Source organism: Brevibacillus sp. NSP2.1, from assembly GCF_000470975.2.
Taxonomy (GTDB): Bacteria; Bacillota; Bacilli; order Brevibacillales; family Brevibacillaceae; genus Brevibacillus; species Brevibacillus agri.
The window spans coordinates 288,507-310,052 of the sequence record NZ_CP048274.1 but is presented as its reverse complement, the minus strand read 5'-3'; the positions used below and the strand labels follow the sequence as shown (position 1 = coordinate 310,052).

The following is a 21,546-nucleotide window of genomic DNA, read 5'->3' as shown; positions in this document are numbered from 1 at the left end:
GATTGCCATGATTAAAGTAACGAATCTGCGCAAGCAGTTTAACGATCTGGTCGTGCTGGACGGCATCGACATCGAAGTGGCGCAGGGCGAGGTCGTCGCCATCATCGGCCCTTCCGGCTCAGGAAAATCAACGCTTTTGCGCTGCCTCAACCTGCTGGAAAGCCCGGACGCCGGACGAATCGAAATCGGGCAGGCCACACTGGACGCCCAGAAATACTCGCGCAAGGAAGCGCACCACCTGCGCCAGCAGACCGCGATGGTTTTTCAAAACTACAACCTGTTCAAAAACCGGACCGCGCTGCAAAACGTCACGGAATCGCTCATCATCACGAAAAAGATGAAGCAGAGCGAAGCGGACAAAATCGGCAGGGCGCTTCTGGAGCAGGTCGGTCTGGCGCACAAGGCCGACAGCTACCCGATCACCTTGTCAGGGGGCCAGCAGCAGCGCGTTGCCATCGCCCGCGCGCTCGCTGTCGACCCGCATGCGATTTTGCTCGATGAGCCGACCTCCGCGCTCGATCCCGAGCTGGTGGCAGAGGTTTTGCAAGTCATCAAGGCGATTGCGGAAAAGCGCACGACCATGCTGATCGTCACGCACGAGATGGCTTTTGCCCGCCATGTAGCGGATCGCATCATTTTCATGGCGGATGGCAAAATCGTCGAGCAAGGAACCCCCGAAGAACTGTTTGACCGCCCGCAAAACCAGCGCACGCAGCGGTTTTTGCTGCAAATAAACGCCCCGGCCTCCTTCATCTCGTAGGCGGGGAAAGGGAGTGGCCCTACCGTGACACATGTACATGCGAGCACAGGACGAGACAGACGGCTGACAGAGAAGCTGGCTGATCTCGTCGTTTCTTCTCGCCCGGAAAACGACGCTGCCGCCATGGCAGCAGCGCGGCTGGGAATTCTGGACTACCTGGCTGCCAGCTTTGCCGCGCGCGAGGATGCGGGCCTGGCGAAGCTGTGGAGCATTACCGAAGCAGAAGGCGGCCGCGCCGAAGTTCCTGTCATCGGGCAACAGCGCAAGGCCAGTTTTCTTTCGGCTGCCCTGTTGAACGGCTACATCGGGCACGCGCTCGATTTTGACGACGTGCATTCCGATGTGCGCGGCCATCCCAGCACAGTGATTTTGCCTGCGCTCATCTCCGTTGCCGCCGTGTCTTCCGTCAGCGGCCAGCGGTTTCTCGCCGCCTATGTCATCGGCGTCGAAGTCATGGCCCGTCTCGGGCGCGCGATTGGGGACGCCCATTACATCAAAGGCTGGCACAATACGTCTACGCTCGGGGTGATCGCAGCCGCAGTTGCGGCAGGCTACGCCAAAGGCTTTTCTGCCGAACAGTTACAAAAAGCGATCGGCTTTGCCGCCACCCAGGCGAGCGGCCTGCGCGCGCAATTCGGCACGGAAACAAAGCCGCTGCACGCAGGGCTCGCCGCCCAGTCTGCCTTGCTTGCAGTCAGACTGGCGGAAGCAGACTTCGGAGGCAGCTCGCAGGCGCTGGACGGGAAACACGGCTTTTTTGCCGTCTACGGAGATCCCGAGCTGGCAAACTCCGTGCTGCTGCAAGACTGGGGCGCCTCCTGGCGAATCGTCACGCCGGGACTCTGGTTCAAAATTTATCCGTTTTGCTCCGCTGCCCATCACGCTGCGGACGCGGCTGTTCGCCTGGCGGCGCGCCACGCCTTTGCGCCTGCTGAGCTGGAGGCGGTTCGCATCATTTTTCCTCCCGAGGGGGACGCTGCGCTCGTCGAGAGAGAGCCGCGCACGGGCGAGCAAGGGCGCTTCAGCGTCGAGTATGTGGCGAGCCTCGCTTTGCACAGACGCTCGCTGTCTTTGGAAAGCTTCACGGCAGCGCCGATTGCCCCGGACATTCTCGCCTTTTTGCCGCGTGTACAGCGGGCCTACGACAGCCAGATCGCGCCCGCGCCGGAAGCGGTGCCCAAAGGGCGTTTTACCATCGTCGAGATCACGACAAAAGCCGGACAGGTGTATCGCGAGCGCGTCGATCGTCCGCGCGGCGCTCCGGGCAATGCGCTGACCGCAGCAGAAGTGCAGCAAAAGCTCGCTGACGTGCTGACAGCCGATCCCACGCTTGCCGAGCGGTTGGCGAGCACGACTGCCTCGCTCGCGTCAGAGGCCGATACGGCACACCTCTTGACGCTGCTGGCATGAACAATGCATTGCCGATGCACATGCAAATATGCAAATAACCCCGGGAGCACATCTGCTGTTCCCGGGGTTTGCTATGTCGTCCTACATCAAAAGCAGCGGCACGACTTTTCCTGCATTCACATCAATCAGGCCCAAGTCGGTCAGCTTCAGCGCAGGGCTGACTGGCAGCGAATGCGTGCTGATCGACATGATCGGGTTGTAGTGCTCGTACCCGAGCGATTCCATGGCCCGGCGCAGCTTCTCGACTTCCTTCGCCGTCTTCTCCAACGGTTCCTCTGTCAAAATACCGCCGACAGGCAAGAGCAGGTTGGCGATTACTTTGCCGTCCTCGACTACGCAAAAACCGCCCTGGTTGCGGATGACCTCGTTGGCTGCCACCATCATGTCGTGCGGATTGTGGCCGACGACGAGCAAGTTGTGGTTATCGTGCGAATAGCTGGTCGCTACCGCTCCGCGCTTGATCGTGTCGCCGCTGATTAGCCCGTAGCCGCGGTTGCCGTTTTTGCCGTAGCGCTCAAAGACCGCGGTCAGGCCGTACGGGCTTTCTTCCCAGCACACCTTTCCTTCCCGCACCTCGACGATCCCGCGGTGATCCTCGGTAAACGTCGAGCCATTCTGGACGAGCATGACACGGCATGGATAGCGGTTGTCCGGCGCATCTGTAGTGACCTGGAAGTCGCTCTCTGTGAGCGGCGACAGCTTGATGCTCTCGTAAAAATGCGCCGGGAACTGCTTCGTCCGCGCGACCTGACGGTATTGTTCGCGGGCGTCGAACGCTTTTTTCCCGTTTTTGTACACTTGCTCAATCACAAGCTCGCGCAAATCCGACACGAGTACAAAATCGGCAATCTTGCCCGGAGCAATCGCCCCGCGATCCGTCATGTTCATGCGTCTTGCTGGTGTAAACGTACTGGCGTAAATAGCGCGCTCCGGCGGCATGCCCATGCCGATCGCCTTTTTCACGATATGGTTCAGATGGCCGCGCTTGTACAGCGAGTCGGTCATCACATCGTCCGTCACAAAGCAAAAATGCTCGGAAACATCTTCGCGGATCAAGTAGTCCATGACTTCTTCTGTCATTGACTTTTCCTGAATCTCCAAAAACATGCCCGCCGCGATTCTCGCTTCCATACCTTCCGCCGTCTGGTGCGTATGGTCGGAGTCCACGCCCGCGTAAATGACGCGATGCAAATCCAGGTCAAGCAGCTTCGGCACGTGCCCCTCGACGACCAGCTTCGGATACGTTTTGCGAATGTGCTCCAAAATCCGGTTCGTTTTGCAGTTCTCGTCGCGGATGATATCCACGTAGTTCATGATCTCGCCCATGCAGACGATGTCGCCGGAGGCCAACAACTCGTCCATGTCGGCAATTTCCACGGACCCTCCAGTCGTCTCCATCGAGGTCGCCGGAACAGAGCTTGGAATCGCGTACTTCATGTCTACTACGCAGTCCTGGCTGGCGCGGATCATTTCCTTGACCCCTTCGATTCCGAACACGTTCGCCATCTCGTGCGGCTCCGGCACGATCGTCGTCACTCCGTTTTGAATCAATCCGTAAGAAAACGTCTCCGGGGTTACCATCGTGCTTTCGATATGCAGATGGATGTCGACCAGGCCGGGGATCATGTAGCGGCCTTGGCCGTCGATGATCTCGCTCGCTTCAAACGTCTCGGCATTCCGCTCGCCGATGTAGAGAAAGCGCCCGTCCAGAACCGCGACGTTTCCTTCCCGGAACTGTTTGAAATAGCTGTTGAACACTTGTACGTTTTGAATCAATAAATCAACTTTCACAAAAAGCCCTCCTGTCTTTAGTCCACGAGCACCACTTTGTCTTTCGGGAACAGCAGGTTGACCTTTTGGCCGCTCCGATAAGGGGTCTCCATTTCCTGGTTGACGGTAAAGTCGCCCAGCTCTGTTTCCACGACGTACTGATAGCTGCGGCCCAAAAACGTGCTGACTTTGACGCTGCCGTGCAAACGGTTCATGCCTGGCTGATCGGCCTCTTCGGTCGTCACCAGCAGATCGTCCGGACGCATCGCGCATTTTTTGCCGGTAGGACTTGCTGTTCCAGGGTGCTTGGCTGCTACGAACTGATGGCTGCCCACGCGCAGTCCGATCTCTCCGTTCGCTTCCGTGCGCTCGGCGAAGTCGATGAAGTTGGTAAAGCCGATAAACCGCGCGATAAACTCGGTCTTCGGATATTTGAAAATCGTCGCCGGGTCGTCCAGTTGCTCGATAATTCCTTTGTTCATGATCGCCACCTGGTCGGAGATGGAGAAGCACTCCTCCTGGTCATGCGACACGTACACTGTCGTAATGCCCAGCTCCTGCTGGATGCGGCGAATTTCCACGCGCATGTTGATCCGCAGGTTCGCATCGAGGTTGCTTAGCGGTTCGTCGAACAACAGCAGATCAGGCTGAATCACCAGGGCACGGGCAATCGCCACGCGCTGTCTTTGCCCGCCGGACAGCTCCTTGGGGAACCGTTTTTCAAAACCGCCAAGACTGACAACCTCCAAAATTTGCAGGACGCGCTGCTTGACCTCTGCTTCATTCACCTTGCGCAGACGCAGGCCGAACGCCACGTTGTCGAAGACGGACAAGTGCGGAAACAAGGCGTAGCTCTGAAACACAAACCCGAAGTTGCGCTTGTTGACCGGCACCCGCGTATAGTCCTTGCCGTCAAACAGGAAGCGGCCGTCCTTTGCTTCCAGAAACCCCGCGATCAGGCGCAGCGTCGTCGTTTTGCCGCAGCCGCTCGGCCCCAGCAGGGAGATGAGCTGGCCCTTCTCGATATTCAGATTGAAGTTTTGCAAAATGTACTGATTGTCATAGGCAACCGATACGTTTTCCAGCGTGAGCAATGCCATATGTTTGATGCCTCCGTTATCGTTTTGTAAAGTAGGAAAGCCCCATCAATCGTTCGATGATGAACATGAGAACAGCCGTAATCATCATGAGCACGACAGAAATGGCAGCGATCGTCGGGTCGAAGTTGTTTTCCACGTAAGTCAGCATCTGGATCGGCAGCGTGCTTACTCCCGGTCCGGTCATGAACACAGAGATATCGACGTTGTTGAAAGACTCCAGAAAAGCAATCAGAATCGCCGCAATAATTCCGGAGCGAATGTTAGGCAAAACGACCTTGAAAAACGTCTCCAGCCGGCCAGCGCCGAGACTGAGCGCCGCCTCTTCAATGGCGAAATCGAAGTTGGACAGGCTGGACGCGATGACGCGAATGATAAAAGGAAGCATCAGCACCGTATGGCCGACGAGCAGCCCGGCGTAAATCGGCAAATGATAGACGACAATGACGTATTTCAGCATGGCAAAGCCCATGACAATTCCCGGAATCAGGACAGGCGAGATGAAAATGCCGTTCAACAGCCCTTTGCCGCGAAACTGGAAGCGGCTGAGCGCATACGCCGCCGGAATCCCGAGCAAAAGCGCCAGCAGATTGCCCAGTAACGATACGAGCATCGACGTCTGGAACGTCGTCATGAACATTTCTACGTTAAAGATGTTTTCATACCAGCGCAGGGAGAAGCCTTCCGGCGGGAATTTCAGGACGCTCCCAGGCTCAAACGATGTAAAGGATATGATAATGAGCGGCCCGAGCAAAAAAGCAAAGACGAGAAGGGTAAACAGGGCCAACCCGCGATTTTTTTCCTGCATAGCTTCTACCCCTTCGGATTTAGTTTCGTCGCCAGCTTGTTCATGAAGGAAATGACGACAAACGTAATGACGATCATGATCGTGGCAATGACCGAAGCCATGTACCAGTCGTTTAGCGTAATCGCGTTCTGGTAGAGAAACGTCGAGATGACGCGTTGCTTCCCGCCCAGCAGCGCAGGTGTAGTGTAGGCGGTCAGGCTGCCGACAAACACGAGAATGCTGCCGATGATAAGCCCTGGCACACTAAGCGGTACAATCACCTGGCGGAACGCCGTAAATTTGGACGCGCCAAGGCTTTCGGCCGCTTTGATTAAATCCGGGTCGATGTTTTCCATCACGCCCACCAGCGTAATGATGATGAGCGGCAGGAACAGATGGATCAGACCGATCATCATCGCAGTCGGGGTGTACAAGATTTCCAGCGGTTTTTCAATCAGTCCGATCGACAACAGCGAGCTGTTCAGCAAGCCTTTTTTGCCGAGAATAATCATCCAGGAAAACGAGCGCACGACAGAGCTGGTCAGCAGCGGGAAAATCGCCAATGCCAGCAAAATCCCCTTTTTGCGCGGGCCTAACTTGGAAATGTAGTACGCAGCCGGAAAGCCGAGCAGGATGCAGGCAATGGTCGTGACGAGACTGACCTGCAGCGTCGTCAGCAAAATTTTCATGAAATACTTGTCCGTCAAAAACTGCATGTAGCCTTGCAGGGTAAAGCTTCCTTCATGGAAAAACGTGGACGCAATCGTCAGCACGATCGGAATGACCATGAACAGCGTCAAAAACAGCACACCAGGCAGCAGCAATAAATAAAGACCCTTTTTTCTCATTCAATTAACTCCTGTTCACGGTATCGTCAGGCTTTCAATGCGCCGAGAAAACGCGCAAAGAACGCATCTGCATCTACGTCCAGACAGACGTTCATGTTGGGTTCTTTTTTCAGGCGGTTCTGAAAGTCGCAAACCGTTTGCCCGTCACAAAGCTCGCTTTTCGTTTCGATATCGACATACAGCTTCTTCGTCGTCACCAGCGAACGGTCCAGCGCGACCGCAACAGCCAGCGGATCGTGCATGGCGCAGGCGCGCACGCCGTTGCGTTCAAAGTAGCGGTCCAGGTAATCGGACGTGCTTTGCTTCACGTAGCGGCCGATGGGCGTATCGCCCAGTTCCTTGATATGTTCTTCGGTAAGCAGGACTCGTCGTGTGACATCCAGCCCGACCAATGTCAATTGCGGAAATCCGGCGTGAAACACTACCTTGGCTGCTTCCGGATCGACGTACATGTTGTACTCCGCCACCGGGGTCACATTTCCGTGCTCGGTCACTACCCCGCCCATAAAAATGACTTCCTTCACCTGCTTGACCAGCTCGGGGCACCTTCTGACAGCCAAGGCCAGATTCGTCAGCGGCCCTGTCATGACAAGCGTGACTTGCCCGGGACGAGCCAGCACTTGCTCGCAAATGAAATCAGGCGCAAAGCCTTCCCGCGGCTGCGTCAGCACCTCCGCATCCCGCAGTGCCCCGCCAAGCCCGTCCTCGCCATGAATGCGATGCTCGAAAAACAACGGACGAAAAAGCGGCTGGGAGGCTCCGCGTACGACAGGAATCGTTGCTCCCACTTGCAGGAAATCGAGAATTTTGCACGTATTTTCTGTCGCTTTGCCAAGGGATACGTTGCCGTTTACGGTAGTGATTCCGATCAATTCACATTGACCGCTCTTGATAGCCAAAATAATTCCCAGCGCGTCATCAATTCCGGTATCGACATCAAGAATGATTTTTTGCTCCACGAGTGGTCCTCCTTCAGTTGAAACAAACAAGGGTATATCCGCCTGACGTCTATACCCTTGTCCTGTTTCAAGCGCTTGTTATTGGGTAATTTCGCGATTCCAGCGATCAATCCACGCCTTGGAATGCTCGTTGACGAACTTCATGTCCAGCTTGCGCAGCTTGTTCACTGTCTCTTCGCCGTAAGTCACGCCTTTTGCTTCATCGGCTGTCAGCTCCACAGACGTGTTTACAGGAGAGTCTACTTTTGCTTTCGCTGTTTTCTCCTGAACTTCCTTGCTCAACTGATAGTTGATGAAGTCCTCGGCCAGTTGCTTGTTTTTGCTGCCTTTGACGATGTTGACGGTGTTCATTACGGCGTAGCCACCGCTTGCCGGAGCGACGAATACCGCTTCTGGCACGGCTGCCTGGATGTCTTTGAAGTACATTTCCATGATCGGACCCACTGCGATTTCTTCCTGGCTGAACATGTTCACGTACTCGGAAGTTTTGTCGTAATACTTCACAACGCCTTTATTCGCTTCTTTCATTTTTGCAAACGCCTGGTCTTCGTTAAACTCTGCGCTACCTGCTACCATCGAAGCGCTGTCGAGAATCATCGGGCCTGTGGTGGACGTGATGTTCGGCAGTGTCAGCTTGCCTGCCAACTCAGGGCTCCACAGGTCTTTCCAATCTTTGATCTCGGTTGTGACCAGCTTCGGATTGTAGGCAATCCCGAATTGTCCGATCGTGTAGGCTGGACCGTAGTCCTCGCCCAGCGGCGCTTTGGCGATATCGTAAATCTGGTTCAGGTTCGGAATGCGACTGCGGTCGATTTTTTCAAATACGCCGCTGTCGATTCCTTGCTGCGCATAGTAGTCGGAGAGATAGATCAGATCGACGTCGGAACTGCCTTGGCGGATTTTGTTCAGACGCTCGGCGTTGTTTCCGATTTCGAGCACGATTTTCACGTTGTGCTCTTTTTCAAATGGTTCGTAGATTTCTTTGCGGAAAAAGTCTTCAGAAAAGCCCCATGTAGAGATTACCAGCTTTTGCGGCTCGCCTTTGGCAGCTTCGCCTGCTGCTCCCTCCTGCGGTTTGTCGCTGCTGCCGCAGCCTGCAAGCACCAGAGACAGCATGGAAGCAGAAAGTATTCCTGTCAGCATTTTTTTCATCGTAATGTTCCTCCCGTTCGGCTTATAAATGACGAATGATTCCATCTCATAGAATGAAGTGTTTTCTCGTTTTTATACTGCGTGTCGTGAAACCCCCTACTGTTTCCCTCGTTCGGTGATTTTATTCATCAACCACACCCTTTGCAAAGCGTTGAGAAGCTGAAAAAGAAAAAAGAAAAGCACCCTTGAATAGAACGATACATTCTAAACAAGAGCACTTTTCTTCGTAAACAAAGAGAAGCGACACCCGTTTCACACCATTTTCACGGTCTTCCCTTGAGATAAATCAAAAGGGAAAATCCGAACGAATGGGGCAAGTATTTAATTTTCCGAGCCGCTCACAATCACATTCGTAATCGCCCACTGCGTAGGCGCGTCATAGTCTCTTAGCACAGCTTCCAGCTTCAGACCCATCTCTTCTTCCAGCCGTTCTTTCAGTTTCCTCTTATAAAGAAGAGACATGCGAAAATCGACTTCGAGCTTCAGGGCCGGGGCTTCGCCTTCAAGCGCGGCAGAGCGCGGTGAACGGCGATGCTTGGCGTGGAAGGTAATCAACTGATTCTCAATGGTCACTCTCAGCAAAGTCGTTCCAAATCCGAACAACTCTTTCGCTATCTCATTATAAATGGCAGACAGCTTTTTTCTCGTTTCATTCGTGTCTGTTAAACTCATGACATCACCCGCGAGAACTGTTATCGGATTCGTTGCTCCCATTATACATATGATTTCTGGCTAGAGCAAGCAAACATTCGTATTTAGATCATTTTTACATTTTTCAGTCAAAAATTCGTTCGGAAAAACAATTGACAGGTCGAAATCGGCAAGCTATAATCCAACTAACCTAATATGAATTGTAGGCAATTTGCTTTGACCGAATTTCATAAGCCACTTCTCTTATAAAGAGAGGTCGAGGGACTGGCCCTATGACACCTCGGCAACCTATCCCACCGATATGGTGCCAAATCCAGCGGAAATCAATTCCGACAGATAAGAGAGGCATTGACCACTGTGAATGTTGCATGCGCAGTTACAAGCCTCTTCTTAGCGGAAGAGGCTTTTTGTTTTCCCGGTTACTATTTTCAAGATATACAAACACCAAAGAAAAGGGGAATTTTCATGAAAAAGACAGGCTTATTTCTCACTTCGCTTCTGCTAGCTGCTTCTCTCGTTACGGCGTGCGGCGGCAAACAGGAAGCGGCTCCCGCAAACGGTGGAGCTGCTGCTGAACAGCAAACCAAAATCAAGGTCGGCGTGACAGGCGGCCCTCACGAAGAAATTTTCAACAAAGTAAAAGAAGTCGCCAAAGGCCAAGGAATCGACGTGGAGCTGGTCGTGTTCAACGACTATGTGCAACCGAACCAGGCTCTCGATAAAGGCAATCTCGATATGAACAGCTTCCAGACCATCCCGTTCCTGGCCAAGTTCAATCAGGACCACAAAACCAAAATCGTCGAGATCGGCAAAGGCGTAACCTTCCCGATGGGGCTCTACTCCACCAAGCATAAAAAAGTAGAGGACATCCCGGAAGGCGGCGTGGTCGGCATCCAAAACGACCCGACGAACCGCGCCCGCGCTCTGTTGCTCTACCAGGCTGCCGGACTTATCAAGCTCAAAGACGGCGTGAAAGACAACGCGACTCCGCTGGACATCGTGGAAAATCCGAAAAAACTGCAATTCAAGGAGCTGGAGGCAGCGTTTTTGGCTCGCTCGCTCGGCAACGTGGAAGTCGCTTCGATCAACACCAACTTCGCCATGGAAGCAGGCTATTCGCCGAAAAAAGACGCGATCTTCTCGGAAACGTCTGATTCGCCTTACGTCAACATCATCGCCGTCAGAGAAGCAGACAAAGACAACCCGACCTACAAAAAGCTCGTGGACATCTACCGCTCGGAAGAAGTGAAGAAGTTTATCGACGAACACTTTGAAGGAGCCGTGCTGCCGTCCTGGTAAAAACATGCCGGGAACAACCGACAACAAGGAGACACTCGTGATGATACAGCTAACTGATATTCATAAAACGTACAAGGTAGGAGCCAGGCAGGTCGAAGCCTTGAAGGGCGTATCTCTGAACGTGGAAAAAGGGCAAATCTACGGCGTGATCGGCTTTAGCGGAGCGGGGAAAAGTACCCTGCTCCGCACGATCAACCTGTTGGAAAAGCCGACGAGCGGCTCCGTAGTCGTCAACGGGCAAAATCTGCTTGAGCTGAAGGAAAAAGAGCTGCGCCAGGCGCGCAAAAAGATCGGCATTATTTTTCAGCACTTCAATCTGCTTTCCTCCTACAACGTCTTTGACAACGTGGCGGAAATATTGCGGATGAACCGAGTGCCAAAGGACGTTATCAAGCGCAAGGTAGAAGACTTGCTGCGCCTCGTCGGTCTGGCGGACAAGGCAAACGCCTATCCTTCCCAACTGTCCGGCGGGCAAAAGCAACGGGTAGGCATTGCCCGGGCACTCGCCACCGATCCGGAAATTTTGCTGTGCGACGAAGCGACATCTGCTCTCGACCCGCAGACGACCGAATCGATCTTGGAGCTTTTGCTCGACATTAACCGCAAGTTCAATCTGACAATCGTGCTGATTACCCACGAAATGCAGGTTATCAAAAAAATATGCGACCAGGTCGCGATCATGGAAAACGGCGTCATCATCGAGCAAGGGACTGTGCTTGATATTTTCAGCAATCCGCAGCAGCAGACGACGCGCAATTTCATCAAGACGATTTTTGACGATGAAGTGCCGGGTGAAATTTTGGCCAAAATCAAGCCGTCCGGGCCTGTCTCGAAAATACTTCGCGTAGCTTTTCGCGGGGATGCCGCGCTCGATCCGGTGCTCGGCACGCTGTCCGCGCGTTTTCCGGTCAGCACCAACTTGCTGTACGGCTCGATTACTTCCATTAAAGGAACGGCGCTGGGCATTCTGCTGCTGCATATCTCCGGGGAGGAACGGGCGATTGAGGACGGCATTGCTTTTCTGCGCGAATCGGTTTACAGAGTGGACATCGTCGAACGAGAGGAGGGCACGCACTCATGGACCGCCTTACTGAAATGATTCCTGTCTTCGGACAGTCCTTGCAGGAAACTGTCATCATGGTGGGCATCGCGCTGTTCATTGCGACGCTCATCGGCATTCCGCTGGGGATTCTTCTCGTCGTTACCCAGGGCAACCATCTGTTTCCGAACAAATTCATCTACCACGCACTCAATACGATCATCAACATCGTGCGCTCGCTGCCTTTTATCATCCTGATGGTCGCGATCATCCCGTTCACCGAGCTGATCGTCGGTACCTCCATCGGCATCGAGGGCGCCATCGTCCCGTTGATCGTCTACACGGCTCCTTATATTTCCCGCTTGATGGAGACGGCGCTGCACGACGTGGACCGCGGCGTCATCGAGGCGTACCAGGCCATGGGAGCCTCGCGCCGACAAATTATTTTTCGCATCATGCTGCGCGAGGCAAGACCGGGCATCGTGCTCTGCCTGACGATTGCCACCATCGGCCTGATCGGCGCGACCGCGATGGCCGGAGCCGTCGGAGCGGGCGGGCTGGGCGATCTGGCGCTGCGCTACGGCTACCAGCAATGGGATATCGAGGTCATGATAATTACCGTCATCATCCTCGTCGTTTTGGTGCAACTGATCCAGTCGCTCGGCAACTGGGCGGCTCGCAAACTGAAAAAAAGCGCATAGCGAGAAAGCCCTTGGCTGCTGCTGCACGTCAGGGGCTTTCGTTTTGTTTTCTTCTTCCATCCAGCAATGTTCACCGAATGTTTGGTGGAAAAGCTCCAAATATTCATGTACACTTATATATAACTCAATGAATAGAGAGGGGCTACTCAAATCACATGAAAAAACTCATCATGCTGTTGGTCGCCGTTATGCTCGTACTCGCTCCTGGCGGATTCACAGATCACGCCGATGCAAAAGGCTACAAGTCTGGCAAAAAGTCGTTCAATTCCAATACAGCTCCAACGAACACGCAAACTCCAACCAAAGCCGATTCGAATGTAAATGCCTCTACCAATAAAAGCACGACAACCAATACACCGGCAACTGCTGCTCCGACCAAAAGCAGCGGCGGCTTCATGAAAGGCCTTCTCGTCGGTGGACTGGCTGGATTGCTGTTCGGTAGCCTGTTTGGCGACATGGGAGCTTTGGGCGCAATCTTCGGCTTCCTGATTAACATGCTGGCGATTGTGGCTGTGATCGTCCTGATCCGCAAAATCTTCGTCTACTTCAAAACGCAACGCGCGAAGAAACAGGAACTGAACGCATGGAAAAGATAACATTTTCGGAGCAAATGCTCATCAACGCCATCTGCCTGCATGTGGCGAGCAAAAAGCAAGTTCAGCCGCAAGACGTAGAAGTTGAGCTGATGTGGGACGAAGACTACGGCTTTTCCGCTGAAGTTTACGCCAACGGTCGCAAGCAGGTGTTCGTCGAGATCAACCTGATCGAAGCCATCCGCTTCTATCTGGAGACGCAAATGCAACGCAACCCGTACTCTGCGGGTATCGAGCTGGTACTGGATGACGAGGAAGGCATCATCGCCCACATCACGTACCAAAGCTAGTCGCCTATTTTCATAAGCTTGTTATTCCCAAGCCAATTTGCTCACACTAGAGAGCAGGTTGGCTTTTCTCATGCCTCGATTGCACGCGATCAAGCGATCAAGTATTGAAATTACCTGCATTCCGTTATATACTTTAATGAAAATGATTATCATTGTCTGCTTTTACTCATACATGTACATACTTTCCTATAAAGGAGTTGGCCTATTGTGGAACGCTTATACACGCAAAAGCTGGACATCGGTTACGGCGAGCTTTCCATTGTCAAAGACCTGAATATCAGCATCCCTTCCGGCAAAATCACCGCGCTGGTCGGCGCAAACGGCTCGGGCAAATCGACTATCCTCAAAACATTGGCCCGGATCATGAAGCCGTCAGGCGGACAGGTGTTTCTGGACGGGAAGTCTATCCATCAACAGTCGACCAAAGAAGTCGCCAAGCAACTGGCGATTCTTCCGCAGAACCCAACTGCTCCCGATGGATTGACCGTGTCTGAGCTTGTTACCTACGGCCGCTTCCCGCATCAAAAAGGCTTCGGCTCCCTGACCAAAGAAGATAAGGAAATCGTCCAATGGGCCATTTCCATGACGGGTATGGTCGACTTCTACGACCGTCCTGTAGACCAGCTCTCCGGCGGTCAACGCCAGCGCGCCTGGATCGCCATGGCTTTGGCGCAAGGGACCGACATTCTGTTCCTGGATGAGCCGACCACCTTCCTCGACATGGCACACCAGTTGGAAGTGCTCAAGCTGCTGCAAAAGCTGAACGAGGAAGAAAACCGCACGATCGTCATGGTCGTCCACGATTTGAACCATGCGACACGCTACGCCCAGCACATGGTGGCGATCTCTCGCGGCACCGTCATGGCAGAAGGTACTCCGGCAGAAGTCATGACTCCCGAGATGCTGCGCAAAGTATTCAACATCGAAGCGGACATTTTGACCGACCCGCGCACAGGCGTGCCGCTTTGCCTCCCTTACGAGCTGAGCCATGCCGTTGAAAACAAGCAACCTGCATCCAGCCTAGTTCAACCAGCCGCCCAAGCGGTGCAAGAAGAAGAACGCAAGCTGGTCGGCACTCGTTAATTTTCTCTATCATCGACAGCACAAGCCATTCTCCTGATCGGCCAAAAGGAGAATGGCTTTTTTGGTGCAAAGAAAAACAAGCAAGCAGCCCGGGGCTTGATCTGCCCCGGGCTGCTGCCTATCTGTCAACGAGGTTTGATTACCACTTGATGTCTTTCAGGATTTCATCAGCCATGTTCGCTGTAGACACCAGTCCGCCACCGGACAGGTACCAGTAGTTGGCATCCAGGTAAATGATGTTGCCATTTTTGAACGCTTTGGTGTTTTTCACCAGGTCGTTTTCTACCGCTTCTTTTGCTGCAGCAGAAACGCCTTGGTTTCCGGAGATTACGCCGCGGTCTACGACAAACAGGTAGTCAGGGTCTTTCTCTGCCACGTACTCAGCCGATACGCTTTGACCGTGTGTTGAAACTTCAATGTTTTTGTCTACAGCAGCAAAGCCAAATACGTCATGCAAAATGCCGAAGCGGGAACCAGGACCGTAAGCGCTCAGCTTGCCTTCGTTCACCAGAACGATCAGCGCGTTTTTGCCGCTTGCAGTCGCTTTTTCATTCAGTTGCTTGATAGAGTCGTTGATTTTTGCCAGTTCTTCGTCTACTTGCGCTTCTTTGCCGAAGATAGTGCCGAGAGTTTTCATGTTCTCGGTGAAGGACTCCATGTACTTGGTCGTATCTACACCCAGGAAGATGGTTGGGGCGATTTTGTTCAGTTCTTCATAAGCGTCTTGCTGACGGCCGGAGATGAAGATTACATCCGGTTTCATCGCGTTGATTTTTTCAAAGTCAGGCTCTTTCAGGCTGCCGATGTTGGTGTATTTCGCGTCCTTGAACTTCTCCAGGTAAGGAGGAATGCTGGATTGCGCTACCCCTTTCACTTCAATGCCCAGTTTGTCCAGGGAATCGAGTACACCATAGTCAAAGACTACTACGTTTTGCGGGTTCTTCTTCAGTTTTGCCTCGCCCAATTTATGTTTGATCGTGATTTCTTCGGATTCCTTCGCGGCGCCGTTGGAAGCCTCTGACGTTTGGGAAGGAGCTGCACTATTGGAGCCGGAACCGCATGCCGCTGTAAAGACTGCCAACAGTACGGCCATGAACAGCACAAGGATTTTTTTGTTCATTTCTCTCACCTCTATAAGTTTTTTAATATATATAAAATTATTGATAGCTTGCTGTTGAACCCCCCTGCATGCCATCAAAATAATTTTATCGAAGGGAAGAAAAGCGTTACGCGAAATATACGCATATTTTGTTTTGGTCGATGTCCTCGATGTGGATGTCCATATCGTACACATCCTTCAAGGTTTGCGGGTCGATGATCTCGTCGGTAGTGCCTTCCTTCACGACCTTGCCATCCTTGAGCGCCACGATATAGTCCGAGTAGCAGGAAGCAAAGTTGATATCGTGAATGACGATCACGACGGTTTTGCCCATCTCGTCCACCAGGCGGCGCAGCACCTTCATGATCTGGACCGAGTGCTTCATGTCCAGGTTGTTCAGCGGCTCATCGAGAAGCACATACTCCGTGTTTTGCGCGACAACCATGGCGATGTACGCCCGCTGCCGCTGCCCGCCGCTCAACTGGTCGAGGTATTTGTGCTGAATGTCCGTAAGCTCCAGGTAACGGATCGCTTCGTCTACATACTTCCAGTCCTCTTTGGTCATGTTGCCTTGCGAGTACGGGAAGCGCCCGAAGCTGACCAGCTCGCGGATCGTCAGGCGAACGGTGATGTGGTTGGACTGCTTGAGAATCGAAATCTTTTTCGCCAGGTCGTTGCTTTTGTACTGGCCGATCTCTTGCCCCTCAATCAATACCTCGCCCTGGTCCTTCGTCAACAGACGGCTGACCATGGACAAAAGCGTACTTTTTCCGGCTCCGTTCGGCCCGATAAAAGACGTGATTTTTCCCTTGGCAATCTTCACCGAGACGTTTTCCACGACGTTTTTGTTCCCATACTGTTTTGAGACGTTACGGACTTCTATCACGCTTTATTCTCCTTTAACAGAAGATAGATGAAGTAAACCCCACCGATAAAGTTGACGATCACACTGAGCGTCGTCGAGAACGTGAACACGCGCTCTACGACCAACAGACCGCCTACCAGCGCCACGACGCTGATTAACGCCGAGCCTGCCAGCAAATACTTGTGCTGATACGTCTTCATGAACTGATGAGCCAGGTTCGCCACCAGAAGCCCCAGGAAGGTGATCGGTCCAACCAATGCGGTCGCAATCGACACCAGAATCGCAATCACGATCAGGAAGCGCTTGACGACAAAATCGTAAGGAATCCCCAGGTTGATCGCCTGATCGCGTCCCAGCGACAGCACATCCAAATATTTGGTGTAGCGCCAGAAGTAGATCCCGATCGCGATCACCAGCACAAAGCTGAGAATCAGCAGGTCTGTGTTCACGTTGTTGAAGCTGGCGAACATTTTATCCTGTACGATCTGAAATTCATTCGGGTCGATCAACACTTGCATGAACGTCGACAGACTGCCGAACAGCGTGCCGAAGATCAGCCCGATCAACAGCAGGAAGTAGATGTTTTGGCCTTCCCGTTTAAACAGGAATTTGTACAGCACGCCGGCAAACAAAACCATCAAGCCTGTCGAGATGAGAAAGTTGACATTTTTGTTCATGATCGTCATGTGCGTAGAGCCAAACACGAAAATGACGAACGTCTGAATGAACATGTAAAGGGAATCAAGGCCGATGATGCTGGGCGTCAAGATGCGGTTGTTGGTAATCGTCTGGAAGACCATTGTCGAGAATGCGATGATGCACCCGGTCAAGATGATGGCGAGAATTTTTTTCGCCCGCCGGGGAAGCACGTAATCCCAGTTGCCTCCAGCGTCAATCAGCATGAATACGGCTATCAGAGCAACGGCGACTATCGCCATGCCACCAATCTTAGCTTTCATCGTTCATATGCCTTTCTTCTCATGAGTAAGTACACGAATATACCGCTGCCCACTACCCCGACCATCAAACCGATCGAAATTTCGTACGGGAAGATGATGAGGCGTCCCAAAATATCGCAGCATAGGACGAACACCGCGCCCAGCAAGGCGGTATGGGCCAAGCTTTTTTTCAGGTTGTCACCGAGATAAAGCGTCACAATATTAGGAATAATAAGCCCTAAAAACGGGATCGTTCCCACTGTGAGGATGACGACGGACGAAACCATCGCGACAATCGCCAGCCCGATATTGACGACCTGCTTGTAATTCAGCCCGAGGTTGATGGCAAATTCCTCGCCCATCCCTGCGATCGTAAACTTGTTGGCAAACAGGTACGCAATGACGACCAGCGGAATGCTTATGTATAGAAGCTCGTAGTTGCCCCTCATGATGGAGGAAAAATCGCCGTGCAACCAGGACGACATGTTCTGGATCAGGTCGTGCTTGTAGGCGAAAAACGTCGTGATCGACCCGACGATATTCCCGAACATTAGCCCGACCAGCGGAATGAAGATCGAGTCCTTGTACTTCACTCTGTCGAGAATTTTCATGAAGACAAACGTTCCGAGCAGAGCGAAAACGAATGCCACGAGCAGCTTCACCCATACAGAGGCGTCGACAAACACAAGCAAGGAGACAAGAATCCCGAAGCGGACAGAATCTTCGGTCCCCGCCGTCGTAGGCGAGACAAATTTATTGCGGGTCAGTTGCTGCATGATGAGGCCGACCACACTCATGCTGATACCGGCGATGATGATGCTAATCAGGCGGGGAATCCGGCTGATCCACATCACCTGAACCTTGTCGTCGCTGAGATTGAACAGCTCCAGGGGCGAAATGTCCTTCACGCCGATAAACAGGGATACCATTGATAGCAGAATCAGGGCCACAACCAAATATCTTTTTTTCATCGCTTCCCTACTCTTCTCTTTGTTCACGTGAATGATGCGTTGCTTTTATTGTGCTTATTGAGAAAGGGATTCATTCTCAATCGTTTCTCCATTTGTTATATTAGCACTTCTTTATCCTGGATAAAAGCATTTTTTCATTAGTCGACTAAATTTCTCTGGATTGACAAAAGTAAGAATTTTCCGGCCTGTGTCTTCCTAATAAAAAAGCGCCGCTGCGCCAAAGGCAACGGCACTCTTTTTTCAGTTCTCCGTGTACGATCCGCTGACGTTTTTCACCGAACGCTTTCCAGAGCCATCCTCTACGATTTCCACGTTTCCATCGACTGTGTAAATGTCGATATCGCCGCTTTCATCCGATATGCTCAGGTTGCCTTTGTGCCGGACGATGTTCATATCGCCCGACTGATCGCGAATCTCCACATCGCCAACCGTATCTTCCAGCAAAATGTCGCCGGAATCGTCCTCAATCAGCTTGAGGGCAGTCGCCTTGCTGATTTTGATATCACCGGACTGGTCGTTGATTTCCACTTCGCCAGTGACATCCTTCAGCCGGATATCGCCGGAGTCATCCGCAATCGTGAGCGGCCCCGCCAGCTTGGATACGTCGATATCCCCTGAACCGTCCGTGATCGCGACCTTCAAACCGGATGGAACCGTGACCTCCAGTTTCAGCTTCATATACGCCACGCCGAACTGCGCGCGACTTTCTGACGTCAACTGGGCGACAGCCCCGTCCTCGGCGAGCGTTACTTCTATATCTTCGGGATTGATATTTGGCGATCTGTTGATCGTAGCGTCTACCTGGATAGAGGTGGCCTTGTCGTCTCCCTTCACGATCAAATCACCCCACGCTGTCGCTATCTCCAGCGTTTCTATCGCCGCAATCGGCAGCTCCAAATGCCGTTTTTCCTCTACAGTCTGCAAGCTTCCGTTGCTACAGCCCGCAAGACCTATGGCCAAAGCCAAAAATCCAGCTCCTATCCAACTTTTCATCTCTATCTCCTCTATACGCAAGCTTATCTGTTCTTGCTATTCATTGTACTCGACAGACGGAGAAGTAGAATCCGCCTCTGGGGTTGTTTTCCAGTCGGTCTGCAGACGGAGTCGTTCGTTGTGCTGGCACGCGCTACGGGTCGATGAGCGTTTTTCGCTCCCACGCCCTGCTCCGCCAGCGGAAAAACATCATGATGCCCCGTATCCATTCATCGGTTGCGACTGCCAGCCATACCCCAGCCAAGCCCAAGCCCGCGTAAAAAGCGAGCACATAGCCAAGCGGCAAGCTGATCCCGATCATCGAGATCAGGCCCATATACACCGGAAACTGGGTATCTCCCGCCGCGCGCAAGGAATTAATCAGCACGATGTTGAAAACACGCCCCGTCTCCAGCAATATGCTGAGCAAAATGATCGTCGAGCTGATCTGCAAAACTTGCGGATCAGTCGTGAACATGCCCATAATCGGTTCGCGGAAGACGATGATGAGCGTATTGACTACAGCCGTGTAGAGCAAGCCCCAGCGCAAGCTTTTCCACACCCTGCCGTAAGCTTCGTCCGGCCTGCCTCCCCCGACCAGCTTGCCGGTAATGATCGCCGTCCCCATCCCGATCGCGACGCTGAACAAGTAAATGAACATGGAGAGCTGAAGCACGTACTGGCGGGAGGCGAGCGACGCTGCGCCCAGAAACGTCACGTAGTAAAAAAAGACGAGCTGACAGGCGTGGTACATGATTTGCTCGCATGCGGCAGGAATGCCCACCCGGCAAATTTTGCCGACGTACGACCGTTTGATCGCCACGTACTCTTTGAACCCGACTTTGACCTCGATCAGCCGATAAAACGCCCAGAAAAAGACGATCAGCCCCAACGCTCTGCTCAATACGGTAGAGATCGCCGCCCCCTCCACGCCCAGTTCGGGAAAGCCGAAGCGGCCAAAGATCAGCAAATAGTTCCCGATTACGTGAATCACGTTGATCCCGAGCGAGATGAACATGCTCTCCTTCGTGAAGCCGTAAGTTCGAATCATGCTCGCCGACGTATTGATGAGCGCCTGCAAAAACAAGCCGCCCCCGACGATGGCGATATACGACCGGGCCAGCGCCAAAATCTCTCCCTGCAAATTGACATGGGTAAGCAAGGCATTGCCAAACAGGACAAAGCCTACGCTAATGACGATGCCAATCAGCAGGTTGAGCGTGATGGCAACTGCCCCGACCCTCGCCGCATCGACCATTTTTTTCGAGCCGATGTATTGCGCGACGACATTCGAAGCGCCGTTGCCCACCACCTCCAAAATCAAAATCGCAATAAAGATCAGTTGATTGGCAGCTCCAACTGCCGATACTGCCTGATCGGACACCCCGCTCAGCATAAACGTGTCGGTAATGCCGATCAGGGAAAAAAGCAGCAACTCCAAAAAGATAGGCCAAGTCAACGCAAATAGATTGTACGCGCTGATTTCTCGTCGGCCTGTTTGCCGCTCGGCTATTTTCGCATCCATAGTGTCACCTTTCCTGTCATGTACCCCCTGTTATCCTAGCGACATTTTACACCTTACCCTTTCAGGTGCGGCGAACTCATGCTTTTTTTTACAAGATCATCACGAAAGAAATGTCATTCTGGCGAAAGGATACAACGTTTTCAGCCGCTCCTTTGCGGCAGGAGCGGCTTCACGGGAGCGATCCTGGCCGTCAAGGACTCACAGTTGACTGATTTGTGACGTTTCCGTCAAAGATCGCTCAAATTTTCTAATAATGGGATTGCGACCATTTTCCTAACAATGTTATGGTTAAGGCAGGCACACCATACACTGCACAACACTATCACACCGCTTCGACACAGGAGGTTTTATGGCTCGTATATTAATTGCTGATGACTCGATTGTTGTCCGAGAATACATTAGAATCATCCTTCAACGGGCTGGCCATCAAGTCATTGCAGAAGCGGCGGATGGATTAGACGCCTACCATCAGTACATGACGCACCAACCTGACGTAGTCATGATGGATATCAACATGCCAGGCATGAACGGTATCGACACTGTCAAAAAAATTATTAGCGAATTCCCCAATGCCTACATCATCATGATTAGCACCTACGGTTTAAAGCATTTGGTCTTTGAAGCGATCAATGCGGGAGCGCGTCACTATATCACCAAGCCGATTGATGAAGAGCGCCTTTTGGATTCTATTCAAAACACGCACTGAACAGTCGGCCGGAGCACAAAAAAACTGAGGG

At 52.7% G+C, this 21,546-nt stretch carries 22 protein-coding genes and 1 riboswitch; of the genes, 9 read left to right on the top strand and 13 right to left on the bottom strand.

What is annotated here, in order from left to right; translation table 11 throughout:
• Window positions 1-7: 7 nt before the first annotated feature.
• Together M655_RS01590 and M655_RS01585 are read left to right on the top strand one after the other, a co-directional pair.
• On the top strand, window positions 8-760 hold the full coding sequence (locus tag M655_RS01590; protein ID WP_005830126.1) for an amino acid ABC transporter ATP-binding protein: 753 nt from the start codon (window positions 8-10) through the stop codon (window positions 758-760).
• 24 nt (window positions 761-784) lie between these two features.
• Window positions 785-2,170 carry an MmgE/PrpD family protein gene (locus M655_RS01585; protein WP_005830128.1) on the top strand — a complete coding sequence of 462 codons (1,386 nt, stop codon included), beginning with the start codon at window positions 785-787 and terminating at the stop codon, window positions 2,168-2,170.
• A gap of 81 nt (window positions 2,171-2,251) precedes the next feature.
• Here M655_RS01585 and M655_RS01580 read toward each other — a convergent pair whose 3' ends face one another.
• The 7 genes from M655_RS01580 to M655_RS01550 all read right to left on the bottom strand — a co-directional run bounded on the left by M655_RS01580 (window position 2,252) and on the right by M655_RS01550 (window position 9,455).
• Window positions 2,252-3,961, bottom strand: coding sequence for an adenine deaminase (locus tag M655_RS01580; RefSeq protein ID WP_026557634.1), 1,710 nt, complete (start codon window positions 3,959-3,961; stop codon window positions 2,252-2,254).
• 17 nt (window positions 3,962-3,978) lie between these two features.
• Window positions 3,979-5,040 (bottom strand): ABC transporter ATP-binding protein, encoded by a 1,062-nt coding sequence (locus M655_RS01575; RefSeq protein WP_007778343.1) that lies wholly within the window; start codon window positions 5,038-5,040, stop codon window positions 3,979-3,981.
• 16 nt (window positions 5,041-5,056) lie between these two features.
• On the bottom strand, window positions 5,057-5,845 hold the full coding sequence (locus M655_RS01570) for an ABC transporter permease (protein ID WP_005830134.1): 789 nt from the start codon (window positions 5,843-5,845) through the stop codon (window positions 5,057-5,059).
• A gap of 5 nt (window positions 5,846-5,850) precedes the next feature.
• Window positions 5,851-6,672: an ABC transporter permease gene (locus tag M655_RS01565; RefSeq protein ID WP_005830136.1), complete on the bottom strand. Its 822-nt coding sequence runs from the start codon at window positions 6,670-6,672 to the stop codon at window positions 5,851-5,853.
• A gap of 26 nt (window positions 6,673-6,698) precedes the next feature.
• Window positions 6,699-7,631, bottom strand: coding sequence for a nucleoside hydrolase (locus M655_RS01560; RefSeq protein WP_005830139.1), 933 nt, complete (start codon window positions 7,629-7,631; stop codon window positions 6,699-6,701).
• A 78-nt stretch (window positions 7,632-7,709) separates the two neighbouring features.
• On the bottom strand, window positions 7,710-8,783 hold the full coding sequence (locus M655_RS01555; protein WP_007778336.1) for an ABC transporter substrate-binding protein: 1,074 nt from the start codon (window positions 8,781-8,783) through the stop codon (window positions 7,710-7,712).
• Window positions 8,784-9,104: 321 nt separating this feature from the next.
• Window positions 9,105-9,455, bottom strand: coding sequence for a hypothetical protein (locus M655_RS01550; RefSeq protein WP_025848092.1), 351 nt, complete (start codon window positions 9,453-9,455; stop codon window positions 9,105-9,107).
• 219 nt (window positions 9,456-9,674) lie between these two features.
• Window positions 9,675-9,777, top strand: a riboswitch (SAM riboswitch).
• A gap of 122 nt (window positions 9,778-9,899) precedes the next feature.
• On the opposite strand from M655_RS01550, the gene M655_RS01545 reads away from it, so the two are divergent.
• From M655_RS01545 to M655_RS01520, 6 genes are all read left to right on the top strand, one after another.
• The gene (locus M655_RS01545) at window positions 9,900-10,733 is read left to right on the top strand and encodes a MetQ/NlpA family ABC transporter substrate-binding protein (RefSeq protein WP_005830145.1); all 834 of its coding nucleotides are present in this window, start codon (window positions 9,900-9,902) and stop codon (window positions 10,731-10,733) included.
• A 40-nt stretch (window positions 10,734-10,773) separates the two neighbouring features.
• Window positions 10,774-11,832 (top strand): methionine ABC transporter ATP-binding protein, encoded by a 1,059-nt coding sequence (locus M655_RS01540; RefSeq protein ID WP_005830147.1) that lies wholly within the window; start codon window positions 10,774-10,776, stop codon window positions 11,830-11,832.
• Window positions 11,811-12,473 carry a methionine ABC transporter permease gene (locus M655_RS01535; RefSeq protein WP_007778332.1) on the top strand — a complete coding sequence of 221 codons (663 nt, stop codon included), beginning with the start codon at window positions 11,811-11,813 and terminating at the stop codon, window positions 12,471-12,473. The genes M655_RS01540 and M655_RS01535 overlap by 22 nt, the downstream gene beginning before the upstream one ends.
• Window positions 12,474-12,628: 155 nt before the next feature.
• Entirely contained in the window at window positions 12,629-13,069 is a 441-nt protein-coding gene (locus M655_RS01530; protein ID WP_005830151.1) for a hypothetical protein, read from the top strand.
• On the top strand, window positions 13,057-13,356 hold the full coding sequence (locus tag M655_RS01525) for a YxcD family protein (RefSeq protein ID WP_005830153.1): 300 nt from the start codon (window positions 13,057-13,059) through the stop codon (window positions 13,354-13,356). The genes M655_RS01530 and M655_RS01525 overlap by 13 nt, the downstream gene beginning before the upstream one ends.
• A gap of 207 nt (window positions 13,357-13,563) precedes the next feature.
• Entirely contained in the window at window positions 13,564-14,439 is an 876-nt protein-coding gene (locus tag M655_RS01520) for an ABC transporter ATP-binding protein (RefSeq protein WP_005830155.1), read from the top strand.
• A gap of 139 nt (window positions 14,440-14,578) precedes the next feature.
• On the opposite strand, the gene M655_RS01515 is transcribed toward M655_RS01520, so the two are convergent.
• From M655_RS01515 to M655_RS01490, 6 genes are all read right to left on the bottom strand, one after another.
• Window positions 14,579-15,559: a siderophore ABC transporter substrate-binding protein gene (locus M655_RS01515; protein ID WP_005830156.1), complete on the bottom strand. Its 981-nt coding sequence runs from the start codon at window positions 15,557-15,559 to the stop codon at window positions 14,579-14,581.
• Between the two features lie 106 nt (window positions 15,560-15,665).
• Window positions 15,666-16,424 carry an iron ABC transporter ATP-binding protein gene (locus tag M655_RS01510; RefSeq protein ID WP_026557635.1) on the bottom strand — a complete coding sequence of 253 codons (759 nt, stop codon included), beginning with the start codon at window positions 16,422-16,424 and terminating at the stop codon, window positions 15,666-15,668.
• On the bottom strand, window positions 16,421-17,362 hold the full coding sequence (locus M655_RS01505) for an iron chelate uptake ABC transporter family permease subunit (RefSeq protein ID WP_007778320.1): 942 nt from the start codon (window positions 17,360-17,362) through the stop codon (window positions 16,421-16,423). Before M655_RS01505 ends, M655_RS01510 begins: the two co-directional genes overlap by 4 nt.
• Entirely contained in the window at window positions 17,359-18,312 is a 954-nt protein-coding gene (locus M655_RS01500) for an ABC transporter permease (RefSeq protein ID WP_005830159.1), read from the bottom strand. Before M655_RS01500 ends, M655_RS01505 begins: the two co-directional genes overlap by 4 nt.
• Before the next feature lie 240 nt (window positions 18,313-18,552).
• The gene (locus M655_RS01495) at window positions 18,553-19,305 is read right to left on the bottom strand and encodes a DUF4097 family beta strand repeat-containing protein (protein WP_026557636.1); all 753 of its coding nucleotides are present in this window, start codon (window positions 19,303-19,305) and stop codon (window positions 18,553-18,555) included.
• 133 nt (window positions 19,306-19,438) lie between these two features.
• Window positions 19,439-20,809 (bottom strand): MATE family efflux transporter, encoded by a 1,371-nt coding sequence (locus M655_RS01490; RefSeq protein WP_035422921.1) that lies wholly within the window; start codon window positions 20,807-20,809, stop codon window positions 19,439-19,441.
• 349 nt (window positions 20,810-21,158) lie between these two features.
• On the opposite strand from M655_RS01490, the gene M655_RS01485 reads away from it, so the two are divergent.
• On the top strand, window positions 21,159-21,515 hold the full coding sequence (locus tag M655_RS01485) for a response regulator (RefSeq protein WP_005830165.1): 357 nt from the start codon (window positions 21,159-21,161) through the stop codon (window positions 21,513-21,515).
• Window positions 21,516-21,546 lie beyond the last annotated feature (31 nt).